We start from the raw sequence: 23086 nt of genomic DNA, 5'->3' as shown, positions 1-23086 counted from the left end.
GCCGCCCCCTTTCCGGGGGCGGCCCTTTTCGCTGTTCGGGGGAGGGGTACGATCACGCCCTTCGGTCATCTTTTCGACCAAGATCTTCCTGAACTCCAGATCCCGAGGGGGGACTTGAGCGGGTACACCCACGCCCGGGAGCGGACGGCACAGACGCCGGATCCGCATCGCCCTGCCCGTCGTCGCGGCCGGTGTCGCCACCGCCGTGGCCGGCGCGCTGTTCATGTCGAGCGCACAGGCCGCCGAGACCCCGCCGTCGCCCGCCCACAGCGGCCCGTCGGCCAAGGAACTGCGGCAGCGCCTCGCCACCGCCGTCACCGGTGACGACCTGCCCGGACAGACCGCGAAGGCCTCCCTGAGCGCCGGCACCGCCACCACCATCGATCCGAAGATCATCGGTGGCACGACGACGACCATCACCACCGCGCCCTGGATGACGCAGCTCTGGTACGGCGACGACCGGGGGACCGCCACCACCAGCGACGACATCGGCTTCTTCTGCGGCGGTGCCGTCATCGCGCCGACGAAGATCCTCACCGCCGCGCACTGCGTCAAGGGCTACAACTGGCACGCCCACGGCGCCGTCGTCACCGGCGCCACCCAACTCGCCACCGACACCGACCTGTACGGCGGGACCGTGACGGGCGTCTGGCGCCAGTGGAACCACCCGTCGTACAACGCGACGACCATCGACAACGACATCGCCGTCCTCACCCTGGCGAACCCTGTCAGGGCCACGCCGATCCGGATGACGACGGCCGCCGACACGGCCTCGTACAAGGCCGGGACGGACGCCAAGCTCTACGGCTGGGGGCGGACCACCTCCACCACCCAGGACATCTCCACCACCCTGAAGACGGCCACGCTGCCGATCCAGGCCGACGCGACCTGCGCGGGCTTCTACGGCGCCGACTTCGCCAAGGGCCACATGGTGTGCGCGGGCACCCCCGCCACCGGTGGCGACGAGGGCACCACCTCCGCCTGCAACGGCGACTCCGGCGGGCCGCTCGTGGTGAACAACCGCATCGTCGGCGTCGTCTCCTGGGGCGTGAGGGACTGCGTGGAGAACGGCGCGTACAGCGTCTTCAGCAAGGTCTCCACGTACGTCGGCGCCGTCTACCCGCGCGTCGACGACACCAACCTCAGCAATGACCAGTACGCCGACCTGTGGATGCGCAACGCCGCCGACAAGACCGGCTACGAGCGAGACTCCAAGGGCACCTCGCTCGCCGCGCGCGAGTCCTGGGGCAACTGGAGCGGGGTCAACCTCGTCCTGCAGACCGACCTCGACCGGGACGACTTCCAGGACCTGCTGGTGCGCCGCGCCTCCGACGGCGACGTCTTCTGGAAGCACTACGTGCCCTCCAGCGGCACCTGGGCCACCAAGCTGGTCGGCGACAACTGGAAGACCCGGCTGAGCATCGTCGCCCCCGGCGACGTCACCGGCGACTACCTGCCCGACCTGGTCTCCGTCGACTCCGGCGGCGCCCTGTGGGTCTACCCGGGCAAGGGCAACGGCTCCTTCGCCTCCCGCGTCAAGGCGGGCGTCGGCTGGAACTCGTTCAACGCCGTGCGCGGCCACGGCGACTTCAACGGCGACGGTCTGGCCGACCTGATCGCCCGCAAGAAGACCGGCGGCGCGGTGTACCTGTACAAGGGCCGCGGCAACGGCACCTTCGCGGCGGGCGTCAAGGTCGCCACCTGGAGCAACACCACGTACAACATGCTCGCCACCGTCGGTGACGTCAACGGCGACGGCAAGGCCGACCTCCTGGCCCGCACCCCCGCCGGCACGCTCTACCTCTACCGGGGCACCGGAAGCAACGGGAGCGCGGTCTTCTCCGCACGGCTCTCGCTGGGGACGACCTTCAAGCAGTACGACATCCTCGGCTGACCCCGCGGGTGAGCGGGGCCGGCCCCGCCCACCCGGTGACGCCGTGACGCCGTGACGCCGTGACGCCGTGACGCCGTGACGCCCTGTGCCCGACCTCCCGCAGGCCGGGCACAGGGCGTCACGCGGCCCCGTGCCGAGTTTCTCCCTCCGACGTGGCGGAGGACGATGGTGAGGATCACCCGAGACGTGAGGAGCACATGTCCGCCGAGAGCACGCCGGAGCCCGGCATACCGGGGGAGTCCGGCACACCTGACGAGCCGGGTGCCAGAGGCCCGCGGCAGTCGGCCACGGGCCGGCGCCGCGGGTCCCGCGCCCGGCGCAGGGGCCTGCTGATCGCGGCGTGGACCGCGGCGGGAGTCGTCGTCCTCGGCGGCGCCGGCCTCGGATACGTGTACGTCAGGCTCAACGGCAACATCCACAGCCTCGACATCGACCACGCCCTCGGCACCGACCGGCCCACCAAGGCCGACAACGGCTCGCAGAACATCCTCGTCCTCGGCTCGGACACCCGCTCCGGCGCCAACAAGAAGCTCGGCGGCGGCGCCGACGACGGCAGCGCCCGCTCCGACACGGCGATGATCGTCCACGTGTACGAGGGCCACGAGAAGGCCAGTGTGGTCTCCGTCCCGCGCGACACCATCGTCGACCGCCCCGCGTGCACCGACACCGAGGGCGGCAGCCACGACGCCGCGACCGGTGTGATGTTCAACTCGGCGTACACCACGGGCGGCGCGGCGTGCGCGGTCAAGACCGTCGAGGCGATCACCGGCATCCGGATGGACCACTACCTGGAGGTCGACTTCGCCGGCTTCGAGAAGCTGATCGACGAGCTGGGCGGGGTCGACATCACCACCACCGAGGACATCAAGGACCCCGACAGCCACCTGGACCTGAAGGCCGGCACGCACACCCTCGACGGCGAACAGGCGCTCGGCCTGGTCCGCACCCGGCACGGCGTCGGCGACGGCTCCGACCTCGGCCGCATCCAGCTCCAGCAGGCCTTCCTCAAGGCGCTGGTCAGCCAGATCGAGGACATCGGCCTCCTGAGCAGCGGCACGAAGCTGTACGCCCTCGCCGACACCGCCACCAAGGCCGTCACCACCGACTCCGACCTCGGCTCCCTGAACTCCCTGATGTCCTTCGCCGGCGGCCTCAAGGGCATCGGCGCGGCCGACATGACCATGGTCACGATGCCGGTGCGCTACGACCCCGCGAACCGCAACCGCGTCATCGTCGAGAAGGCGAAGGCCCGGCAGGTCTGGACGGCCCTGAAGGAGGACCTCCCGATCCCGAGGTCCGCCACCGAGGGCAACGCCACGGGCGAGGCCGCGGGCGTCGTGTCCCCGTCCTGACCGTCCGGGGTCCTGACCGTCCGGGGTCCGGCACCGGCAGTCCGGGGTCCGGCACCGGCAGTCCGGGGTCCGGCACCGACTGTCCGGGGTCCGGCACCGGCCGCGAAACCCGCCGGGAATAGATCGCCCCGCCCCCCCGGTTTTGGGGGATGCGGCCAGTCCTGGCAGACTGGTACGTCGGCTCCGGTTCACGCTTCCGCATCCCGCGGACGGCGACCCGGCGCCCTCCCGAAACCTAGGAGACACCTTGAAGCGCGACATCCACCCCGAGTACGTCGAGACGCAGGTCAGCTGCACCTGTGGCGCGTCGTTCACCACCCGCAGCACCATCGAGTCCGGTGCCATCCGTGCCGACGTGTGCTCCGAGTGCCACCCGTTCTACACGGGCAAGCAGAAGATCCTCGACACCGGTGGCCGTGTGGCCCGCTTCGAGGCCCGCTTCGGCAAGGCCGCCGGCTCCCAGAAGTAGCGAGCCTCATTTCGCCGGTCCACGGCCGCGCCCCCGCCCGGGGCGCGCGCCGGGACCGGCGTTTTTGGTCGCCCGCCTTCCCTTTCGTCCGCAGTACAGGAGCCCAGAGATGTTCGAGGCCGTCGAGGAACTCGTCGCGGAACACGCCGACCTGGAGAAGAAGCTCGCCGATCCGTCGGTCCACTCCGACCAGGCCAACGCGCGCAGGCTGAACAAGCGCTACGCCGAGCTGACCCCGATCGTCGCCACGTACCGCTCCTGGAAGCAGACCGGCGACGACATCGAGACCGCGCGCGAGTTCATCGCCGCCGACCCGGACTTCGCCGCCGAGGCCAAGGCGCTGGAGAAGCAGCGCGAGGAACTGACGGAGAAGCTGCGGCTGCTGCTCGTCCCGCGCGACCCGAGCGACGACAAGGACGTCCTGCTGGAGATCAAGGCGGGCGCGGGCGGCGACGAGTCCGCGCTGTTCGCCGGCGACCTGCTGCGCATGTACCTGCGCTACGCCGAGCGCGTCGGCTGGAAGACCGAGATCATCGACGCCACCGAGTCCGAGCTGGGCGGCTACAAGGACGTCCAGGTCGCCGTGAAGACCAAGGGCGGCCAGGGCGCCACGGAGCCCGGTCAGGGCGTGTGGGCCCGTCTCAAGTACGAGGGCGGCGTGCACCGCGTCCAGCGGGTCCCGGCGACCGAGTCCCAGGGCCGTATCCACACCTCCGCGGCCGGTGTCCTCGTCACGCCCGAGGCGGAGGAGGTCGACGTCGAGATCAACCCCAACGACCTCCGCATCGACGTCTACCGCTCCTCCGGGCCCGGCGGGCAGTCCGTCAACACCACCGACTCCGCGGTGCGCATCACGCACATCCCCACCGGAGTCGTCGCCTCCTGCCAGAACGAGAAGAGCCAGCTGCAGAACAAGGAGCAGGCGATGCGTATCCTGCGCTCCAGGCTGCTCGCCGCCGCGCAGGAGGAGGCGGAGCGGGAAGCCGCCGACGCCCGCCGCAGCCAGGTCCGCACCGTCGACCGCTCCGAGAAGATCCGCACCTACAACTACCCGGAGAACCGCATCTCCGACCACCGGGTCGGCTTCAAGGCGTACAACCTGGACCAGGTCCTGGACGGCGACCTCGACGCGGTGATCCAGGCCTGCGTCGACGCGGACTCGGCAGCGAAGCTGGCAGCCGCGTAAGGCACGTACGCACGACCGAGGACGACACGGAGGACTTGCGTGCAGCAATCATCTGGGGGACGTACCCCGAGCCCCCGCAGCCTGCTGCTCGCTGAGGTAGCTCAGGCCACCCAGCGGCTGGCCGACGCCGGCGTGCCCTCGCCGCGCAACGACGCGGAGGAGCTCGCCGCGTTCGTGCACGGGGTGAAGCGGGGCGGACTCCACTCGGTGAAGGACTCCGACTTCGACGCCCGGTACTGGGAGGTCATCGCCCGGCGCGAGCAGCGCGAGCCGCTCCAGCACATCACCGGGCGCGCCTACTTCCGGTACCTGGAGCTCCAGGTCGGCCCCGGCGTCTTCGTGCCGCGTCCCGAGACCGAGTCGGTGGTCGGCTGGGCCATAGACGCCGTGCGCGCCATGGACGTGGTCGAGCCGCTGATCGTCGACCTGTGCACCGGCTCCGGCGCCATCGCGCTCGCCCTCGCCCAGGAGGTCCCGCGCTCGCGCGTGCACGCCGTGGAGCTGTCCGAGGACGCCCTGGTGTGGACCCGCAAGAACATGCAGGGGTCCAGGGTCGACCTGCGGCAGGGCAACGCCCTGGACGCCTTCCCCGACCTCGACGGCCAGGTCGACCTGGTGGTCTCCAACCCGCCGTACATCCCCCTCACCGAGTGGGAGTACGTCGCCCCCGAGGCCCGCGACTACGACCCCGAACTGGCCCTGTTCTCCGGCGAGGACGGCCTCGACCTCATCCGGGGCATCGAACGCACCGCGCACCGCCTGCTGCGGCCCGGCGGCGTCGTCGTCATCGAGCACGCCGACACCCAGGGCGGCCAGGTGCCGTGGATCTTCACCGAGGAGCGGGGCTGGGCCGACGCGGCCGATCACCCCGACCTCAACAACCGGCCGCGCTTCGCCACCGCCCGCAAGGCGCTGCCGTGACCTTCCCCCGGACTTCGTCCGCTCCATCTGCTTCATCCGTTCCATCCGTTCCATCTGCTTCATCCGCTTCATCCGAGAGTTACGTGCACGAGGAGGCCCGCTAGACATGGCACGGCGATACGACACCAATGACGCGACCGACCGCGTGACGGGTCTGCGCGAGGCGGCGTCCGCCGTCCGCCGTGGCGAGCTGGTCGTCCTCCCGACCGACACGGTCTACGGCATCGGCGCCGACGCCTTCTCCAAGGAGGCCGTCGGCGACCTGCTGGAGGCCAAGGGCCGGGGCCGCAACATGCCCACGCCCGTCCTCATCGGCTCCCCGAACACGCTGCACGGTCTCGTCACGGACTTCTCCGAGCTGGCCTGGGAGCTGGTCGACGCCTTCTGGCCGGGTGCGCTCACCCTCGTCGCCAAGCACCAGCCGTCCCTGCAGTGGGACCTGGGGGACACCCGTGGCACCGTCGCCGTCCGGATGCCGCTGCACCCGGTCGCCATCGAGCTGCTGACCGAGGTCGGCCCGATGGCGGTCTCCTCCGCCAACCTCACCGGCCACCCGGCGCCGGAGAACTGCGACTACGCCCAGGAGATGCTCGGCGACTCCGTCTCCGTCTACCTGGACGGCGGCCCCACCCCCGGCAACGTCCCGTCGTCGATCGTCGACGTCAGCCGCGAGGTGCCGCTGCTGCTGCGGGCCGGCGCCGTCTCGGAGGACGAGCTGCGCAAGGTGGTACCCGACCTCGAGGTGGCGAATTGACAGCCCCTGACGCGGGGCGTGGCATAGGCAACGGGGAGCGTGCCGCGGAACAGACGACGACGTTCGGGTTCCCGCGCGACACCTTCCGCATCCTCCACGTCAGCACCGGCAACGTCTGCCGCTCGCCGATCACCGAGCGGCTGACCCGGCATTTCGTGTCGCAGCGGCTCGGGGTGCTCGGCGGCGGGCTGATCGTGGAGAGCGCGGGCACCTGGGGCCACGAGGGCGCGCCGATGGAGGCCAACGCGGAGACCGTGCTGGCCGACTTCGGCGCGGACGCCTCCGGCTTCACCGGCCGCGAGCTGCTCGACGAGCACGTCATCATGGCCGACCTGGTGCTGACCGCCACCCGGGACCACCGCGCCCAGGTCATCTCCATGGGCCACTCGGCGGGCCTGCGCACCTTCACGCTGAAGGAGTTCACCCGCCTGGTCGACGCGATCGACCCGGTCACCCTTCCCCCGCTGGAGGAGGGCGTGGTGATGCGGGCCCGCGCCCTGGTCCGCGCCGCCGCCGCGCTCCGCGGCTGGCTGCTGGCCCCCACGGCGGAGGCGGACGAGGTGTACGACCCGTACGGCGCACCCCTGCCCTTCTTCCGCTCGATCGGCGACGAGATACACCAGGCGCTGGATCCCGTGGTGACGGCGCTGACGGGAGTCCCGGCGCGGGCCTGAGACGCACACGACCCGCCGGGGGAAGCACGGGGTGCGCGAGGAGGCGGGAAGCGGGCGGCTGGAGCGGTGGCGGCCTACATTGGACGTACGTCACCGTCGACGCCCCGGAGCCCACCATGCCGGTCACCCATGCCATCGAGGCCGACGTCCTGCACCGGCAGGACCCCGCGCTCGCCGAGATCCTGCTCGGGGAACGCGAGCGGCAGGCGTCGTCGCTGCAGCTGATCGCCGCCGAGAACTTCACCTCGCCCGCCGTGCTGGCCGCGCTCGGCTCGTCGCTGGCCAACAAGTACGCCGAGGGCTACCCGGGCGCCCGCCACCACGGCGGCTGCGAGATCGTGGACATGGCCGAACGCCTCGCCGTGGAACGGGCCAAGGCGCTGTTCGGGGCCGAGCACGTCAACGTCCAGTCGCACTCCGGCTCCTCGGCCGTCCTCGCGGCCTACGCCGCCCTCCTGCGCCCCGGTGACACCGTCCTGGCCCTGGGCCTGGCCCACGGCGGCCACCTCACGCACGGCTCGCCGGCGAACTTCTCCGGCCGCTGGTTCGACTTCGTGCCGTACGGGGTGGACGCGGAGACCGGTCTCATGGACCACGAGCAGGTCCGCACGCTGGCCCGCAGCCACCGCCCCAAGGCGATCGTCTGCGGCTCCATCGCCTACCCCCGGCACATCGACCACGCCTTCTTCCGCGAGGTGGCCGACGAGGTCGGCGCCTACCTCATCGCCGACGCCGCCCACCCCATCGGCCTGGTCGCCGGGGGAGCGGCCCCGAACCCGGTGCCGTACGCCGACGTCGTGTGCGCCACCACGCACAAGGTGCTGCGCGGGCCGCGCGGCGGCATGATCCTGTGCGGCGCCGAGCTGGCGGAGCGGGTGGACCGGGCCGTGTTCCCGTTCACGCAGGGCGGCGCGCAGATGCACACCATCGCCGCGAAGGCGGTCGCGTTCGGCGAGGCGGCGACGCCGGCGTTCGCCCGGTACGCCCATCGGGTGGTCGCCAACGCGAGGGTGCTGGCGGCCCGCCTGGAGGCGGAGGGGATGGCCGTCACCACGGGCGGCACGGACACCCACCTCATCACCGTCGATCCGTCGCCCCTCGGCGTCGACGGACGGACCGCCCGCGGCCTGCTCGCGGCGGCCGGGATGGTCCTGGACTGCTGCGTGCTGCCCTACGGCGGAGCCGGCGGTGTCGCGGCCGCCCACCTGCGCGGACTGCGTCTGGGCACGGCCGCGGTGACCACGCAGGGCATGGGGGAGACGGAGATGGCGCGGATCGCCAAGCTGATGGCGGGCGTGCTGCGGGGCGAGGCCGAGGGCGGGCAGGTACGGGAGGAAGTGCGGGAACTGACAGCGGTGTTTCCGCCGTATCCCGGCTGAAGCGGGGCAGGCGCCGACCCGTGCACAGCCGCACGTGCAACCATCGTCGCTACCCGGAAGTCCCCAACCATATGCGTGCATCGCTAGGGTGTGGGGCTGAGATGGCCAGCGAGACCTGTGGGGAAGCCTGTGCGTGAATACCTGCTGACGCTCTGCGTGACGGCCGCGGTGACGTATCTGCTGACAGGGCCGGTACGGAAGTTCGCGATCGTCGCGGGGGCGATGCCGGAGATCCGGGCCCGTGACGTGCACCGGGAACCCACTCCGCGCCTCGGCGGGATCGCCATGTTCTTCGGCCTGTGCGCGGGCCTGCTGGTCGCCGACCACCTGACCAACCTCAACCAGGTCTTCGAGAAGTCGAACGAGCCGCGCGCCCTGCTCTCCGGCGCGGCGCTGATCTGGCTGATCGGCGTGCTCGACGACAAGTTCGAGATCGACGCCCTGATCAAGCTGGGCGGCCAGATGATCGCCGCCGGCGTCATGGTCATGCAGGGTCTGACCATCCTGTGGCTGCCGGTCCCCGGCGTGGGCACGGTCGCGCTGACCCCGTGGCAGGGGACCCTGCTGACGGTCGCGCTGGTCGTCATCACCATCAACGCGGTCAACTTCGTCGACGGCCTGGACGGCCTCGCCGCCGGCATGGTGTGCATCGCCTCCGCCGCGTTCTTCATGTACGCCTACCGCATCTGGTACTCGTACGGCATCGAGGCCGCGGCCCCCGCCACCCTGTTCGCGGCGATCCTGATGGGCATGTGCCTGGGCTTCCTGCCGCACAACATGCACCCCGCGCGCATCTTCATGGGCGACTCCGGTTCGATGCTGATCGGACTGGTGCTGGCGGCGGGCGCGATCTCCATCACGGGCCAGGTCGACCCGGACGTGATGAACCTGTTCTCCGGTTCGGAGCGCGCCACGGTCCACCAGACGGTCCCCGTCTACATCCCGCTGCTGCTGCCGCTGACCATCATCGCGATCCCGGCCGCCGACCTGATCCTGGCGATCGTGCGCCGCACCTGGCGCGGCCAGTCGCCGTTCGCCGCGGACCGCGGGCACCTGCACCACCGGCTGCTGGAGATCGGCCACTCGCACAGCCGCGCGGTGCTGATCATGTACTTCTGGTCGGCGCTGATCGCCTTCGGCGCCCTGACCTACTCGGTCAACTCCGCGTCCATGTGGATCGTCCTCGGTGTCGTGATCCTCAGCGCGATCGGCCTGGGCCTGCTCCTGCTGCCGCGTTTCACGCCGCGCGCCCCGCGCTGGGCCGAGTCCTTCGTGCCGCCCCGCTACCGGCGCCGCAAGGTCCTGCCGGAACCGGCGCAGGTCCCGGCGGCGGAGGCCGGGGAGGAGCGCGGGGACGGCGCCGAGGACGAGGAGCGGGCGCACCGCACGCCCGTGGCGGTGGGTGTCTCCGGGGCCAACGGGGCGACCGCCGTCGGGCCCCGCTCGCGTGCGGCAAGGTAAGAATCTGACTAGAGCATTGCCAAGTCGTGGGGAAACCGCGGGTGGGCAAAGATGCCCAATACCAGACAAGTGGTCGCGGTTCCTGCGCAGACGCGCAGTCTCACTCTCATGTGTGACACCGGGCACACCATCCAGGTAAAGACCTCATCAAATAGTTTGTGATACGGTTCACGAGAACCCCGGATGGAACCGAAGGACCGTGTGCCACGGCCCCTCGGTCGCGAGGTCGGCGTGCGGTCCTTCGCCCCTCGGACGGGGACTACGCTCGTCCATGACGACACCCTGCCCCCCTTTGAAAGCGGAGTTGCCGCCATGCCGTCCAACGACGTCCGGATTCTGGCTCAGGCCGCCGTGCCCACGGCTGCCGTCGGCGCGATCGCCGCCGTCGTCAGCGGCGTGGTCGCGGGTGGCAAGGGTGCGATCGGGGCCGGTGTCGCGACAGTGGTGGTCATCCTCTTCATGGGGATCGGCCTCTACGTGCTCCAGCGCACCGCCAAATCGCTTCCGCACCTGTTCCAGGCCATGGGCCTGATGCTCTACGCGGCGCAGATCCTGCTGCTGTTCGTCTTCGTGGCCGCGTTCAAGAACACGACGTTGTTCAACCCCAGGGCGTTCGCGGTCTCCCTGCTCGTCTGCACGCTGGCCTGGATCGCTGCTCAGGCGCGGGCTCACATGAAGTCCAAGATCCTCTACGTCGAACCCGAGCCGAGCGCTTCCGTCAAGGGCGAGCAGTCCCACAAATCGGGGCACTCGTCGTGAGAGGTAGGGCCGGGATAAAGGCGCCTGAGAGATCCTGCTATCGTCCGGTGCCAACTGCGGCATCGCGGGCGCGGGCATTCGAGCTGACGCCTGCTCAATCGCGAGGCGAGATGCCCCCAAGCCGCCCCCACATCCGTAACACCAGTCCCGTGCCGAACCGCGGCCCCGCGCCGCGCCGACACAACGAGGTTGCCGTACCTATGCGCCACGCTGAAGGAGCCCGCGGTGAGTGCTGACCCGACGCAGGTGCTCGCCTTCGAGACCGACTGCCACATCTTCGACGGCTGTGGCTTCCCGGCCCCCGGCCTGCACTCGTTCCTGTTCGAGCCCTTGCTGGGCCACCAGGACGACGCCGTCTACTTCAACAAGACGATGCTGCTGGCGCTGCTCGGCTCGATCGTCGTCATCGGCTTCTTCTGGGCCGCCTTCCGCAAGCCGAAGGTGGTCCCGGGCAAGCTCCAGATGGTGGCCGAGGCCGGCTACGACTTCATCCGTCGCGGTGTCGTCTACGAGACCATCGGCAAGAAGGAAGGCGAGAAGTACGTTCCGCTCGTCGTCTCCCTGTTCTTCTTCATCTGGATGATGAACCTCTGGTCGATCGTTCCGCTCGCCCAGTTCCCGGTCACGTCGATCATCTCGTACCCCCTGGTACTCGCACTGATCGTCTACGTCCTGTGGGTGTCGCTGACCTTCAAGCGTCACGGGTTCGTCGGTGCCTTCAAGAACTTCACCGGATACGACAAGTCGCTGGGCGCGGTGCTGCCGCTGTCGATGACGATCGAGTTCTTCTCGAACCTGCTCGTCCGCCCGTTCACCCACGCCGTACGACTTTTCGCGAACATGTTCGCGGGCCACACGCTGCTGCTGCTCTTCACGATCGCCAGCTGGTACCTGCTGAACGGCATCGGCATCGCCTACGCCGGCGTCTCGTTCATCATGGTCATCGTCATGACGGCCTTCGAGCTGTTCGTCCAGGCCCTTCAGGCGTACGTCTTCGTGCTCCTGACCTGCAGCTTCATTCAGGGCGCGCTCGCCGAGCACCACTGAGCACCGCCACCTCCCAACCCCCAGACGTCCGATGGCCAACCTCCCCATCGGTCCTTGAAAGAGAAGGAAGAACTGGCATGTCCCAGACTCTCGCCGCTGTCACCGGTGACCTGAAGGCGCTCGGCTCCATCGGCTACGGTCTCGCCGCCATCGGCCCCGGCGTCGGCGTCGGCATCATCTTCGGTAACGGCACCCAGGCCCTGGCCCGCCAGCCCGAGGCCGCCGGCCTGATCCGCGCCAACCAGATCCTCGGCTTCGCCTTCTGTGAGGCGCTCGCCCTGATCGGTCTGGTTATGCCGTTCGTCTACGGCTCCTGATCACTCAGGCTGACGACCAGCAACCCAGACGAAAGGCAACGACATGAGCCAGCTGCTCATTCTGGCGGCTGAGGGGGAGACGGAAAACCCCCTCGTCCCGCCGATCCCCGAGCTTGTCATCGGCCTCATCGCCTTCGTCATCGTCTTCGGCTTCCTTGCCTGGAAGCTCCTTCCGAACATCAACAAGGTTCTGGAAGAGCGCCGCGAGGCCATCGAGGGCGGTATCGAGAAGGCCGAGGCCGCGCAGACCGAGGCAAAGAGCGTGCTTGAGCAGTACAAGGCTCAGCTCGCCGAGGCCCGGCACGAGGCCGCGCGTCTGCGCCAGGAGGCGCAGGAGCAGGGCGCGACCCTCATCGCGGAGATGCGCGCCGAGGGCCAGCGTCAGCGCGAGGAGATCGTCGCCGCCGGTCACTCCCAGATCGAGGCCGACCGCAAGGCCGCCGCGTCCGCGCTGCGCCAGGACGTCGGCAAGCTCGCCACCGAACTGGCCGGCAAGCTCGTCGGCGAGTCCCTCGAGGACCACGCCCGCCAGAGCCGCGTCATCGACCGCTTCCTCGACGAGCTCGAGGAGAAGGCCGAGGCGTCGCGATGAACGGAGCGAGCCGCGAGGCCCTGGCAGCCGCACGCGAGCGTCTCGACGCGCTGACGGACAACACGTCCGTGGACGCGGCGCAGCTCGCCGCCGAGCTGGCGGCCGTCACCGCGCTGCTCGACCGCGAGGTGTCGCTGCGTCGGGTCCTGACCGACCCGGCGCAGTCCGGCGAGGCCAAGGCCGAGCTGGCCCAGCGCCTGCTCGGCACCCAGATCAGCGGCACCGCCGCCGACCTGGTCGCCGGCCTGGTGCGTTCCCGCTGGTCGCAGTCGCGCGACCTGGTGGACGCGCTGGAGCAGCTGGCGGACGTCGCGGACCTCACCGCCGCGCAGCGGGCCGGCACGCTCGACGACGTCGAGGACGAGCTGTTCCGCTTCGGGCGGATCGTCACCTCGAACGTGGAGCTGCGCGCTGCGCTGACCGACCGGAAGGCCACCGCGTCGGCCAAGGGCGAGCTGCTGCGCAGCCTGCTCGGCGGTCGGGCGGACGCGGCCACCGAGCGTCTGGTGACGCGCCTTGTGACCGCGCCGCGAGGCCGTAGCCTGGAAGCGGGACTCGAGTCCCTGTCCAAGCTCGCCGCCGCGCGCCGGGACCGCATGGTGGCCGTCGTCACCTCGGCGGTGCCGCTGAGCGACCCGCAGAGGCAGCGCCTGGGCGCCGCCCTCGCGAAGCTCTACGGCCGCACGATGCACCTCAACCTCGACGTGGACCCCGAGGTCCTCGGCGGGATCCGGGTGCAGGTCGGTGACGAGGTGATCAACGGCTCGCTCGCGGACCGTATCGAGGACGTCGCCCGCCGCATGGCGAGCTAGCAGCAACTCAACACGTAGTAGTTCTTACGGCCCTGGTTGGGCCGTGCAGAGGATGCAAAGTTTCTGGGGGAGCCCCCAGATCCCCCAAAGAAACTTCGGGCCCAACAAGGAGAGCAGGGAACCCAGATGGCGGAGCTCACGATCCGGCCGGAGGAGATCCGGGACGCACTGGAGAACTTCGTCCAGTCGTACAAGCCGGACGCGGCCTCGCGCGAGGAGGTCGGTACGGTCAGCCTTGCCGGCGACGGCATCGCGAAGGTCGAGGGCCTCCCCTCGGCCATGGCCAACGAACTGCTGAAGTTCGAGGACGGCACCCTCGGTCTCGCCCTCAACCTCGAGGAGCGCGAGATCGGCTGCGTCGTCCTCGGCGAGTTCAGCGGCATCGAGGAGGGTCAGCCGGTCACGCGTACCGGTGAGGTCCTCTCGGTCGCGGTGGGCGAGGGTTACCTCGGCCGCGTCGTCGACCCGCTCGGCAACCCGATCGACGGCCTCGGCGAGATCGAGACGTCCGGGCGCCGCGCCCTCGAGCTGCAGGCCCCCACGGTCATGCAGCGCAAGTCGGTGCACGAGCCGATGGAGACGGGCTACAAGGCCGTCGACGCGATGACCCCGATCGGCCGTGGCCAGCGTCAGCTGATCATCGGTGACCGTCAGACCGGCAAGACCGCTCTGGCCGTCGACACGATCATCAACCAGCGCGACAACTGGCGCTCCGGCGACGTGAACAAGCAGGTCCGCTGCATCTACGTCGCCATCGGCCAGAAGGGCTCGACCATCGCGTCGGTCCGCCGCGCGCTGGAGGAGAACGGCGCGCTGGAGTACACGACCATCGTCGCCGCCCCGGCGTCCGACCCGGCCGGCTTCAAGTACCTGGCGCCGTACACCGGTTCGGCCATCGGTCAGCAGTGGATGTACGAGGGCAAGCACGTCCTCATCATCTTCGACGACCTGTCGAAGCAGGCCGACGCCTACCGCGCCGTGTCCCTGCTGCTGCGCCGCCCGCCGGGCCGCGAGGCCTACCCGGGTGACGTCTTCTACCTGCACTCGCGTCTGCTGGAGCGCTGCGCCAAGCTCTCCGACGACATGGGCGCGGGTTCGATGACCGGTCTGCCGATCGTCGAGACCAAGGCCAACGACGTCTCGGCGTTCATCCCGACCAACGTCATCTCCATCACCGACGGCCAGTGCTTCCTGGAGTCGGACCTGTTCAACGCCGGTCAGCGCCCCGCGCTGAACGTCGGTATCTCCGTCTCCCGAGTCGGTGGTTCCGCGCAGCACAAGGCGATGCGACAGGTCTCCGGCCGTCTCCGCGTCGACCTGGCCCAGTTCCGTGAGCTGGAGGCGTTCGCCGCCTTCGGTTCCGACCTGGACTCCGCGTCGAAGGCGCAGCTGGAGCGCGGTTCGCGCATGGTCGAGCTGCTGAAGCAGGCGCAGTACCAGCCGATGGCCACCGAGGACCAGGTCGTCTCCATCTGGGCCGGCACCACCGGCAAGATGGACGACGTGCCGGTCAACGACGTGCGCCGCTTCGAGAAGGAGCTGCTGGAGTACCTGCACCGCAAGGAGCAGGGCCTCATGACCTCCATCCGCGAGGGCGCCAAGATGTCGGACGACACCCTGGCCGCCGTCGCGGACGCCATCGCCGAGTTCAAGAAGCAGTTCGAGACCTCGGACGGCAGGCTGCTCGGCGAGGACGCCCCGTCCGCCGCCAAGTGACGTAGGAAGGGACCTGACTCATGGGAGCCCAGCTCCGGGTCTACAAGCGTCGCATCCGATCCGTCACCGCGACCAAGAAGATCACCAAGGCGATGGAGATGATCGCCGCCTCGCGTGTCGTCAAGGCGCAGCGCAAGGTGGCGGCCTCCACGCCGTACGCGGCCGAGCTGACCCGCGCGGTCACGGCGGTCGGTACCGGCTCGAACACGCGGCACCCGCTGACCACGCAGGCCGAGAAGGTCGTGCGGTCCGCGGTGCTGCTCCTGACGAGCGACCGCGGTCTCGCGGGCGCCTTCAACGCCAACGCCATCAAGGCCGCGGAGCAGTTGACGGCGCGCCTCGAGTCCGAGGGCAAGCAGGTCGAGACGTACATCGTCGGCCGGCGCGGTCTTGCCCACTACAACTTCCGTGAGCGCAAGGTCGCGGAGTCGTGGACGGGCTTCACCGACGAGCCGACGTACGCGGACGCCAAGAAGGTCGCGGCCCCTCTGATCGAGGCCATCGAGAAGGAGACGGCGGACGGCGGTGTGGACGAGATCCACATCGTGTTCACCGAGTTCGTGTCGATGATGACGCAGACGGCGCTCGGCGACCGTCTGCTGCCGCTCAGCCTCGACGAGGTGGCCCAGGAGTCGAAGGCGAAGGACGAGATCCTTCCGCTGTACGACTTCGAGCCGTCGGCGGAGGACGTCCTCGACGCGCTGCTGCCCCGCTATGTGGAGAGCCGCGTCTACAACGCGCTCCTCCAGTCGGCCGCCTCCAAGCACGCCGCCACGCGGCGCGCGATGAAGTCGGCCACCGACAACGCCGGAGAGCTGATCGAGACGCTCTCCCGGCTTGCCAACGCGGCCCGCCAGGCCGAAATCACCCAGGAAATCAGCGAGATCGTCGGTGGCGCCAGCGCCCTGGCCGACGCGACCGCGGGGAGTGACCGCTAATGACCACCACTGTTGAGACCGCGACGGCCACGGGCCGCGTCGCCCGGGTCATCGGCCCGGTCGTCGACGTGGAGTTCCCCGTCGACGCGATGCCGGAGATCTACAACGCCCTCCACGTCGAGGTCGCCGACCCGGCGAACGCGGGCGAGAAGAAGATCCTGACCCTGGAGGTCGCCCAGCACCTGGGTGACGGCCTGGTCCGCACCATCTCCATGCAGCCCACCGACGGCCTGGTCCGTCAGGCCGCCGTCACCGACACCGGTACGGGCATCACCGTCCCGGTCGGCGACTTCACCAAGGGCAAGGTGTTCAACACCCTCGGTGAGGTGCTGAACGTCGACGAGCAGTACTCGGGCGAGCGCTGGACCATCCACCGCAAGGCCCCGAACTTCGACGAGCTCGAGTCGAAGACCGAGATGTTCGAGACCGGCGTCAAGGTCATCGACCTCCTCACCCCGTACGTCAAGGGTGGAAAGATCGGCCTGTTCGGTGGTGCCGGCGTCGGCAAGACGGTGCTCATCCAGGAGATGATCTACCGCGTCGCCAACAACCACGACGGTGTCTCCGTGTTCGCCGGTGTCGGTGAGCGCACCCGTGAGGGCAACGACCTCATCGAGGAGATGTCGGACTCGGGCGTCATCGACAAGACCGCCCTGGTCTTCGGCCAGATGGACGAGCCCCCGGGCACCCGTCTGCGCGTGGCCCTCGCGGGCCTGACCATGGCGGAGTACTTCCGCGATGTGCAGAAGCAGGACGTGCTGTTCTTCATCGACAACATCTTCCGCTTCACGCAGGCCGGTTCCGAGGTGTCGACCCTGCTCGGCCGTATGCCCTCCGCGGTGGGCTACCAGCCGAACCTGGCCGACGAGATGGGTCTCCTCCAGGAGCGCATCACCTCGACCCGTGGTCACTCGATCACCTCGATGCAGGCGATCTACGTCCCCGCGGACGACCTGACCGACCCGGCCCCGGCCACCACCTTCGCCCACCTCGACGCGACGACGGTTCTGTCCCGTCCGATCTCGGAGAAGGGCATCTACCCGGCCGTGGACCCGCTGGACTCCACGTCCCGCATCCTGGACCCGCGGTACATCGCGCAGGACCACTACGACGCCGCCATGCGCGTCAAGACGATCCTGCAGAAGTACAAGGACCTCCAGGACATCATCGCGATCCTCGGTATCGACGAGCTGGGCGAAGAGGACAAGCTCGTCGTCCACCGCGCCCGTCGCGTGGAGCGCTTCCTGTCCCAGAACACCCACGTCGCCAAGCAGTTCACCGGCGTCGACGGGTCGGACGTGCCGCTGGAGGAGTCCATCAGGGCCTTCAACGCGATCTGCGACGGCGAGTACGACCACTTCCCGGAGCAGGCGTTCTTCATGTGCGGTGGTCTCGAGGACCTCAAGAAGAACGCGAAGGAGCTGGGCGTCTCCTGACCTCGGGAGCCGCTGAGTCCTGAGCTGTGAGTTCGTGTGAGGGGGCGGGGGCGTCCCGCCCCCTCTTCCACGCCTATTAGACTTGTAACCAACACCCGGCAGACCCGCCGGGTGGTGACCCGAGGAGCCACCTTGGCTGCTGAGCTGCACGTCGCGCTGGTCGCGGCCGACCGAGAGGTCTGGTCCGGCGAGGCCACCCTGGTCGTCGCGCGCACCACGTCCGGCGACATCGGCGTCATGCCCGGTCACCAGCCGCTGCTCGGTGTGCTGGAGTCGGGCCCGGTGACCATCCGTACGAGTGACGGCGGAACGGTCGTCGCCGCGGTGCACGGCGGTTTCATCTCGTTCGCGGACAACAAGCTGTCCCTGCTGGCCGAGATCGCCGAGCTGTCGGAGGAGATCGACGTCCAGCGCGCGGAGCGGGCGCTCGAGCGCGCGCATGCGGAGGCCGACGCCGCCGCCCAGCGCCGGGCCGACGTACGACTGCGTGCGGCGGCGGTCCACTGACCCGGCTCGCCGTGTGACGACGTCACTCAGCCGCGGCCGGCACCGGAGCGATCCGGAGCCGACCGCGGCTGAGGCAGATCTGGATGTTTTTTCCGTTCCGTTACCTATTTTCGGTACCTAGGAGACGAGGAGGTCGGTGTCGATGGTCCTCGCTCTGACTGTGTGCGGAATTGTCGTGGCCCTGGTGGTGCTGGGGCTGTTCGTCTTCGGCCTGCGCCGCAGACTCATCCAGCGTTCCGGCGGTACCTTCGACTGTTCCCTGCGCTGGGACGTCCCCGAGAACGCGGACACGAGCGGAAAGGGCTGGAGCTACGGCGTCGCCCGCTACAACGGCGACCGCATCGAGTGGTACCGCGTCTTCTCCTACGCCTACCGCCCGCGCCGCGTGCTGGAGCGTGCCTCGATCGAGGTGGCCGGCCGCCGGCTCCCCGAGGGCGAGGAGGAGCTGGCGCTGCTGTCCGACGCGGTCGTCCTCACCTGCGTGCACCGGGGCACGCGTCTCGAACTGGCGATGAGCGAGGACGCGCTGACCGGATTCCTCGCGTGGCTCGAGGCGGCCCCGCCCGGCCAGCGGGTGAACGTGGCATAGCGTGGCACAGCGACGTCGGGGGGCCCCCCGCCGGGGGCGGGGGGGGGGCCCCCCGGGGGGGGCCGGGGGGGGCGGGAGCCCCACCCCGGGTGGTGTGGCGCCCCCCCCCCCCCGGGGGCGCGGGGCCCGCGCGCCCCGTATCCGGGGGGGGCGGGGGGGGCCCCCCCCGGGCCGGGGGGGGACGGGGGCGGGGGGGGCCCCCCCCCGGGGGGGCCCCCCCGGGGGGGGGGGGGGGCCCCCCCGACGTCGCTTGACCGGGCGGATCCTTACGACAGTCCGCTGTTGATGGCGCTCACCAGCTCGCCGTTGCCGGTGTCGCCGCTGAACTCCCAGAAGAAGGCGCCGCCCAGGCCCTGGTTCTTGGCCCAGGTCATCTTTCCGGCGATCGTCGACGGGGTGTCGTAGGACCACCAGTTGGTGCCGCAGTACGCGTAGGCCGTGCCGGCGATGGTGCCGGTGACGGGGCAGGACGTCTTGAGGACCTTGTAGTCCTCGATGCCCGCCTCGTAGGTGCCGGGGGCCGCTCCGGTCGCCGTGCCGCCGGGGGCGGCCTGGGTGACGCCGGTCCAGCCGCGGCCGTAGAAGCCGATGCCGAGCAGCAGCTTGGCGGACGGGACGCCCTTCGCCTTCAGCTTGGCGATGGCGTCGGCGGAGTTGAAGCCCGCGGCCGGGATCCCGGCGTACGAGGTGAGCGGGGAGTGCGGGGCGGTCGGGCCGTCCTTGTCGAAGGCGCCGAAGTAGTCGTACGTCATCACGTTGTACCAGTCGAGGTACTGGGCGGCGCCGCCGTAGTCGGCCGCGTCGATCTTGCCGCCGGAGGAGCCGTCGGCGGTGATGGCCGCGGTGACCAGGTAGTTCGGGCCGAACTCGGCGCGCAGGGCCTGCGAGAGGGTCTTGAAGGCGGCCGGCCCGCTGGTGTCACAGGTCAGGCCGCAGGCGTTCGGGTACTCCCAGTCGATGTCGATGCCGTCGAAGACGTCGGCCCAGCGCGGGTCCTCCACGACGGCCTTGCAGGACTTGGCGAAGGCGGTCGCGTTGGCCGCGGCCTGGCCGAAGCCGCCGGAGTAGGTCCAGCCGCCGAAGGAGTACAGCACCTTGATGTGCGGGTACTTCGCCTTGAGCTGGCGGAGCTGGTTGAAGTTGCCGCGCAGCGGCTGGTCCCAGGTGTCGGCGGTGCCGCTGACGGACTGGTCGGCGGTGTAGGCCTTGTCGTAGGCGGCGTAGGTGTCGTCGACGGTGCACTGCCCGTTCTTGACGTTGCCGAACGCGTAGTTGATGTGGGTGATCTTCGCGGCGGAGCCGGAGGTCACCAGGTTCTTGACGTGGTAGTTGCGGCCGTAGACGCCCCACTCGGTGAAGTAGCCGAGCTTGACCTTGCCGCCGGCGGGCGGGGGTTCGGTGGTGCCGCCGGTGGTGCGCACGGCGCGGGCGCCGCTGACCGGGCCGGTCTGGTCGGCGGTGTCACGGGCCTGCACGGTGTAGGAGTAGTCGGTGCCGGCGGTCAGCGCGGTGTCGGTGTACGAGGTCGTCGTCACCGTGGCGACCTTGGCGCCGTCGCGCAGGACGTCGTAGTTCTTGACGCCCTTGTCGTCGGTGGCCGCGCTCCAGGCCAGTTTCACCGAGGTGTCGGTGATGTCGGAGGCGGTGGGGGTGCCCGGCGCGGAGGGGGCCGCGTCACCGGGGACCGAGGTGCCGTCGCAGCTGCCGCCGTTGAGCTTGCAGTTGGACGGGGAGCCGGTGCCGGCGCCGTTGAAGCCGAAGGAGACGGAGGCGCCGGGGGCGAGGGAGCCGTTCCAGGACTTGTTCTTGGCGGTCCAGTGGGTGCCGGCGGAGGTGACGTCGGCGTCCCAGGCGGAGGTGACGGACGTGCCGGAGGGGAAGTCCCACTCGACGGTCCAGGAGCTGATGGTCGTGGTGCCGGTGTTCTTCACCGTCCACTTGCCCTCGAAGCCGGTGCCCCAGTCGGAGGGCTTGGCGTAGGTGGCGGTGGCGGATGTCGCGGCCTGGGCCGGGCTCGCGAGGCCGACCAGACCGGCCAGGGGGAGCAGCAGGGTCGCGAGACCTGCCACGGCTCTGTGTCCGAAGCGCATGCAGCGCCTCCTCTGTGAAAGAGCGGGGGTGGGGGGTGTGACTGAGCCTTCACACCCACGGTGCCGCGAGAATAGAAAGGTCTGGACCACAGGTCAATAGGTCTGGACCACTCTGCGGTACCCGGTTCCGGCCCGGCTCTAGATCCCCAACTCCTGCGCCAGCACGGCCGCTTGCACCCGGCTGCGCAGCTCCAGCTTGCCCAGCACTCTGCTGACGTGCGTCTTCACCGTCGCCTCGGCCATGTCCAGACGCTCCGCGATCCCCGCGTTGGACAGCCCCTCACCGAGACAGACCAGTACCTCCCGCTCGCGCCGGGTCAGCGAATCCAGCACCGCCGGATCGGTCTTCGGCCCCGGCGCCGGGCTCGCCGCGAACTCCGCGATGAGACGCCGCGTCACGGCGGGCGCCACGACGCCCTCGCCGCGCGCGACGGTACGGACCGCCTCGATCAGGTCCCTCGCCTCGGTGTTCTTCAGCAGGAACCCGGCCGCGCCCGCCCGCAACGCCCCGAACACGTACGTGTCGAGGTCGAAGGTGGTCAGCACCAGCACGTCCGCGAGCCCCTCCTCGACCACCTTCCGGGTCGCCGACACCCCGTCCAGCCGCGGCATCTGCACGTCCATCAGCACCACGTCCGGCCGCAATTCGCGGGCCAGCGACACCGCCTGCTCCCCGTCGGCGGCCTCGCCGACCACCTCCAGGTCGGGGGCGCTGCGCAGGATGAGGACCAGACCGGCGCGGACGGCGGACTGGTCCTCGGCGACGAGGACGCGGATCATGTGGTGACTCCCTCGGTGACGGCGGTGACGGCGGTGACGGAAAGGGCTGAGAGGGCTGAGGGGGCGGAGCGGACGGCGGCGGGCTCGGGGGCGCGGCTCACTCGGGAGGGTCCCCCTCGGTGATCGGCAGCGAGGCGCGGACGGTCCACGACGTGTCCTCGGGACCGGCCGTGAAGGTGCCGCCCAGCAGCGTGGCCCGCTCCCGCATCCCGACCAGGCCGGCCCCGGAGCCGGGCGCACGAGGGCCCTCCCGGTGGCCGTACGGGCTGGTCACCCGCACGTCGAGCACCCCGTCCCGCCGGGCGAGCGTGACGGCGACCGGGCCCGCCGAGGCGTGCTTGAGGGCGTTGGTCAGGGACTCCTGGACGATGCGGTAGGCGGCCAGTTCGACCGGTGCGGGCACCGTGCCGTGGTCGGCGTGCAGGGTCACGTCCAGCCCGTTGGCGCGGGCGCCCTCCACCAGGTCGCCCAGTCCGTCGAGGGTGGGGGCGGCGGCCGGTTCGCGGTCCCCGCTGCCGTCCCGCAGGATCCCGATCAGCCGCCGCATCTCGGCCAGGCCGTCCACGCTGTTCTCCCGGATCACCGACAGCGCCTGCCGCGAGGTGTCCGGGTCGTCCAGGGAGAGCGCGGCCGTGGAGTGGATGGCGATCGCCGAGAGGTGGTTGGCGACTATGTCGTGCAGCTCGCGGGCCATCCGGGCGCGTTCCGCGGTCACCGCCTGGGTGCGGTCCATCTCGGCGAGCAGCGCGGTCTGTTCGGCGCGCAACCGGGCGGCCAGGGCGGCGTCGCGGTGGTTGCGGACGATCAGACCGGTGGAGGCGGGCGCGAAGGACACCACCCCGACGGCCACCCCGATCAGCAGCGCCTCGGGCACCCGCCAGATGGCGAACGGCACCACCGTCGCCGCCACCGTCAGCAGCCCGACGATCCACGGGACGCGCCGGGCCGCGGCGGGCGTGCCGTACAGCACGGCCGCGTACACGAGGTCGGTGAACATGATCAGTGTGACGACGCTGCCCCGGGTGACCGTGTCCAGGGCCAGCGCGGCCGTGCCGGTCAGCAGCGCGGTGCGCGGGGCGGCCCGGCGCAGCAGTTCGCAGCCGGCCATCACCAGGAGCGGCAGCAGGACCGGCCAGCGGCCGTCGAACAGCACGAGCGGATCGTCGGCCGGGCGGACGCCCAGGCCGATGCCCCACAGCAGCACTCCGCCCAGGAGCCCGCCGACGGCGGCGACCACGTCGAAGCGGTGCGGGCGGGGAAGTCGGACGGCCATGCCTCCATCCAACACGGCCCGCACGTCCGCCGCCTTGTGCCCGGGAACGGTTCCGCACTGCATCTTTCGACGTACCGGGGGTTCGTCACCGGCGACGACGAACCGGGCCGCTCCGCGCGGGAGCCTGAGGGGGTGAGCGA

Annotated in this window: 22 protein-coding genes; 19 read left to right on the top strand and 3 right to left on the bottom strand. The window is 70.2% G+C overall.

All coding sequences use genetic code 11. The annotated features are described in order from the left end of the window. Positions 1-223: 223 nt before the first annotated feature. From ACIP5W_RS27450 to ACIP5W_RS27360, 19 genes are all read left to right on the top strand, one after another. Positions 224-1894 (top strand): trypsin-like serine protease, encoded by a 1671-nt coding sequence (locus ACIP5W_RS27450; protein WP_401479070.1) that lies wholly within the window; start codon positions 224-226, stop codon positions 1892-1894. Between the two features lie 197 nt (positions 1895-2091). Further along, positions 2092-3246: an LCP family protein gene (locus tag ACIP5W_RS27445; RefSeq protein WP_401478909.1), complete on the top strand. Its 1155-nt coding sequence runs from the start codon at positions 2092-2094 to the stop codon at positions 3244-3246. 247 nt (positions 3247-3493) lie between these two features. After that, complete coding sequence (gene rpmE, locus ACIP5W_RS27440) at positions 3494-3715, top strand: 50S ribosomal protein L31 (RefSeq protein ID WP_356567605.1); 222 nt, start codon at positions 3494-3496, stop codon at positions 3713-3715. A gap of 109 nt (positions 3716-3824) precedes the next feature. Beyond that, on the top strand, positions 3825-4901 hold the full coding sequence (gene prfA, locus ACIP5W_RS27435; RefSeq protein ID WP_401478906.1) for a peptide chain release factor 1: 1077 nt from the start codon (positions 3825-3827) through the stop codon (positions 4899-4901). Between the two features lie 81 nt (positions 4902-4982). Next, entirely contained in the window at positions 4983-5822 is an 840-nt protein-coding gene (gene prmC / locus ACIP5W_RS27430; RefSeq protein WP_366057225.1) for a peptide chain release factor N(5)-glutamine methyltransferase, read from the top strand. A 106-nt stretch (positions 5823-5928) separates the two neighbouring features. Next, on the top strand, positions 5929-6576 hold the full coding sequence (locus ACIP5W_RS27425) for an L-threonylcarbamoyladenylate synthase (RefSeq protein WP_401478903.1): 648 nt from the start codon (positions 5929-5931) through the stop codon (positions 6574-6576). Then, entirely contained in the window at positions 6573-7250 is a 678-nt protein-coding gene (locus ACIP5W_RS27420) for a protein-tyrosine-phosphatase (RefSeq protein ID WP_366057091.1), read from the top strand. The genes ACIP5W_RS27425 and ACIP5W_RS27420 overlap by 4 nt, the downstream gene beginning before the upstream one ends. A gap of 116 nt (positions 7251-7366) precedes the next feature. Further along, the gene (gene glyA / locus ACIP5W_RS27415; protein ID WP_401478899.1) at positions 7367-8629 is read left to right on the top strand and encodes a serine hydroxymethyltransferase; all 1263 of its coding nucleotides are present in this window, start codon (positions 7367-7369) and stop codon (positions 8627-8629) included. A 129-nt stretch (positions 8630-8758) separates the two neighbouring features. Next, positions 8759-10090 (top strand): MraY family glycosyltransferase, encoded by a 1332-nt coding sequence (locus ACIP5W_RS27410; RefSeq protein WP_401478896.1) that lies wholly within the window; start codon positions 8759-8761, stop codon positions 10088-10090. A 312-nt stretch (positions 10091-10402) separates the two neighbouring features. Beyond that, on the top strand, positions 10403-10849 hold the full coding sequence (locus ACIP5W_RS27405) for a hypothetical protein (protein ID WP_401478893.1): 447 nt from the start codon (positions 10403-10405) through the stop codon (positions 10847-10849). A 210-nt stretch (positions 10850-11059) separates the two neighbouring features. Then, positions 11060-11896 (top strand): F0F1 ATP synthase subunit A, encoded by an 837-nt coding sequence (gene atpB / locus ACIP5W_RS27400; RefSeq protein ID WP_366057223.1) that lies wholly within the window; start codon positions 11060-11062, stop codon positions 11894-11896. Positions 11897-11973: 77 nt separating this feature from the next. After that, the gene (locus ACIP5W_RS27395) at positions 11974-12213 is read left to right on the top strand and encodes an ATP synthase subunit C (RefSeq protein WP_005311859.1); all 240 of its coding nucleotides are present in this window, start codon (positions 11974-11976) and stop codon (positions 12211-12213) included. Between the two features lie 43 nt (positions 12214-12256). Continuing rightward, positions 12257-12805 (top strand): F0F1 ATP synthase subunit B, encoded by a 549-nt coding sequence (locus ACIP5W_RS27390; protein WP_401478889.1) that lies wholly within the window; start codon positions 12257-12259, stop codon positions 12803-12805. Further along, positions 12802-13617: a F0F1 ATP synthase subunit delta gene (locus ACIP5W_RS27385; protein WP_401478886.1), complete on the top strand. Its 816-nt coding sequence runs from the start codon at positions 12802-12804 to the stop codon at positions 13615-13617. Before ACIP5W_RS27390 ends, ACIP5W_RS27385 begins: the two co-directional genes overlap by 4 nt. A 126-nt stretch (positions 13618-13743) precedes the next feature. Next, positions 13744-15333 carry a F0F1 ATP synthase subunit alpha gene (gene atpA / locus ACIP5W_RS27380; RefSeq protein WP_401478883.1) on the top strand — a complete coding sequence of 530 codons (1590 nt, stop codon included), beginning with the start codon at positions 13744-13746 and terminating at the stop codon, positions 15331-15333. A 20-nt stretch (positions 15334-15353) separates the two neighbouring features. Further along, positions 15354-16271 (top strand): F0F1 ATP synthase subunit gamma, encoded by a 918-nt coding sequence (locus ACIP5W_RS27375; RefSeq protein ID WP_401478880.1) that lies wholly within the window; start codon positions 15354-15356, stop codon positions 16269-16271. Then, positions 16271-17707 (top strand): F0F1 ATP synthase subunit beta, encoded by a 1437-nt coding sequence (gene atpD / locus ACIP5W_RS27370; RefSeq protein WP_401478877.1) that lies wholly within the window; start codon positions 16271-16273, stop codon positions 17705-17707. Before ACIP5W_RS27375 ends, atpD begins: the two co-directional genes overlap by 1 nt. 132 nt (positions 17708-17839) lie before the next feature. After that, the gene (locus ACIP5W_RS27365; RefSeq protein ID WP_398096783.1) at positions 17840-18214 is read left to right on the top strand and encodes a F0F1 ATP synthase subunit epsilon; all 375 of its coding nucleotides are present in this window, start codon (positions 17840-17842) and stop codon (positions 18212-18214) included. Between the two features lie 142 nt (positions 18215-18356). After that, a complete protein-coding gene (locus tag ACIP5W_RS27360) occupies positions 18357-18803 on the top strand; it encodes a DUF2550 domain-containing protein (protein WP_363090944.1) in 447 nt (148 codons plus the stop codon). Between the two features lie 266 nt (positions 18804-19069). Here ACIP5W_RS27360 and ACIP5W_RS27355 read toward each other — a convergent pair whose 3' ends face one another. From ACIP5W_RS27355 to ACIP5W_RS27345, 3 genes are all read right to left on the bottom strand, one after another. Continuing rightward, the gene (locus tag ACIP5W_RS27355) at positions 19070-20893 is read right to left on the bottom strand and encodes a glycosyl hydrolase family 18 protein (protein ID WP_401478872.1); all 1824 of its coding nucleotides are present in this window, start codon (positions 20891-20893) and stop codon (positions 19070-19072) included. Positions 20894-21031: 138 nt separating this feature from the next. Beyond that, positions 21032-21673, bottom strand: coding sequence for a response regulator (locus ACIP5W_RS27350; RefSeq protein WP_401478869.1), 642 nt, complete (start codon positions 21671-21673; stop codon positions 21032-21034). Positions 21674-21770: 97 nt separating this feature from the next. Beyond that, positions 21771-22946, bottom strand: a complete 1176-nt coding sequence (locus ACIP5W_RS27345) for a sensor histidine kinase (protein WP_401478866.1) — start codon at positions 22944-22946, stop codon at positions 21771-21773. Between the last annotated feature and the right edge of the window lie 140 nt (positions 22947-23086).

It is taken from the genome of Streptomyces sp. NPDC088766, assembly GCF_044750845.1.
In the GTDB taxonomy this organism is placed as follows: Bacteria; Actinomycetota; Actinomycetes; order Streptomycetales; family Streptomycetaceae; genus Streptomyces.
This window is presented reverse-complemented; position numbering and strand designations above follow the sequence as displayed.

Coding starts and splice junctions, on each gene's coding strand:
- ACIP5W_RS27425 (WP_401478903.1), top strand. CDS start 5,929: ATGGCACGGCGATACGACACCAATGACGCGACCGACCGCGTGACGGGT.
- ACIP5W_RS27355 (WP_401478872.1), bottom strand. CDS start 20,893: ATGCGCTTCGGACACAGAGCCGTGGCAGGTCTCGCGACCCTGCTGCTC.
- ACIP5W_RS27390 (WP_401478889.1), top strand. CDS start 12,257: ATGAGCCAGCTGCTCATTCTGGCGGCTGAGGGGGAGACGGAAAACCCC.
- ACIP5W_RS27385 (WP_401478886.1), top strand. CDS start 12,802: ATGAACGGAGCGAGCCGCGAGGCCCTGGCAGCCGCACGCGAGCGTCTC.
- ACIP5W_RS27350 (WP_401478869.1), bottom strand. CDS start 21,673: ATGATCCGCGTCCTCGTCGCCGAGGACCAGTCCGCCGTCCGCGCCGGT.
- ACIP5W_RS27445 (WP_401478909.1), top strand. CDS start 2,092: ATGTCCGCCGAGAGCACGCCGGAGCCCGGCATACCGGGGGAGTCCGGC.
- ACIP5W_RS27395 (WP_005311859.1), top strand. CDS start 11,974: ATGTCCCAGACTCTCGCCGCTGTCACCGGTGACCTGAAGGCGCTCGGC.
- prfA (WP_401478906.1), top strand. CDS start 3,825: ATGTTCGAGGCCGTCGAGGAACTCGTCGCGGAACACGCCGACCTGGAG.
- glyA (WP_401478899.1), top strand. CDS start 7,367: ATGCCGGTCACCCATGCCATCGAGGCCGACGTCCTGCACCGGCAGGAC.
- ACIP5W_RS27375 (WP_401478880.1), top strand. CDS start 15,354: ATGGGAGCCCAGCTCCGGGTCTACAAGCGTCGCATCCGATCCGTCACC.
- ACIP5W_RS27405 (WP_401478893.1), top strand. CDS start 10,403: ATGCCGTCCAACGACGTCCGGATTCTGGCTCAGGCCGCCGTGCCCACG.
- ACIP5W_RS27360 (WP_363090944.1), top strand. CDS start 18,357: ATGGTCCTCGCTCTGACTGTGTGCGGAATTGTCGTGGCCCTGGTGGTG.
- atpA (WP_401478883.1), top strand. CDS start 13,744: ATGGCGGAGCTCACGATCCGGCCGGAGGAGATCCGGGACGCACTGGAG.
- atpD (WP_401478877.1), top strand. CDS start 16,271: ATGACCACCACTGTTGAGACCGCGACGGCCACGGGCCGCGTCGCCCGG.
- ACIP5W_RS27345 (WP_401478866.1), bottom strand. CDS start 22,946: ATGGCCGTCCGACTTCCCCGCCCGCACCGCTTCGACGTGGTCGCCGCC.
- ACIP5W_RS27450 (WP_401479070.1), top strand. CDS start 224: ATGTCGAGCGCACAGGCCGCCGAGACCCCGCCGTCGCCCGCCCACAGC.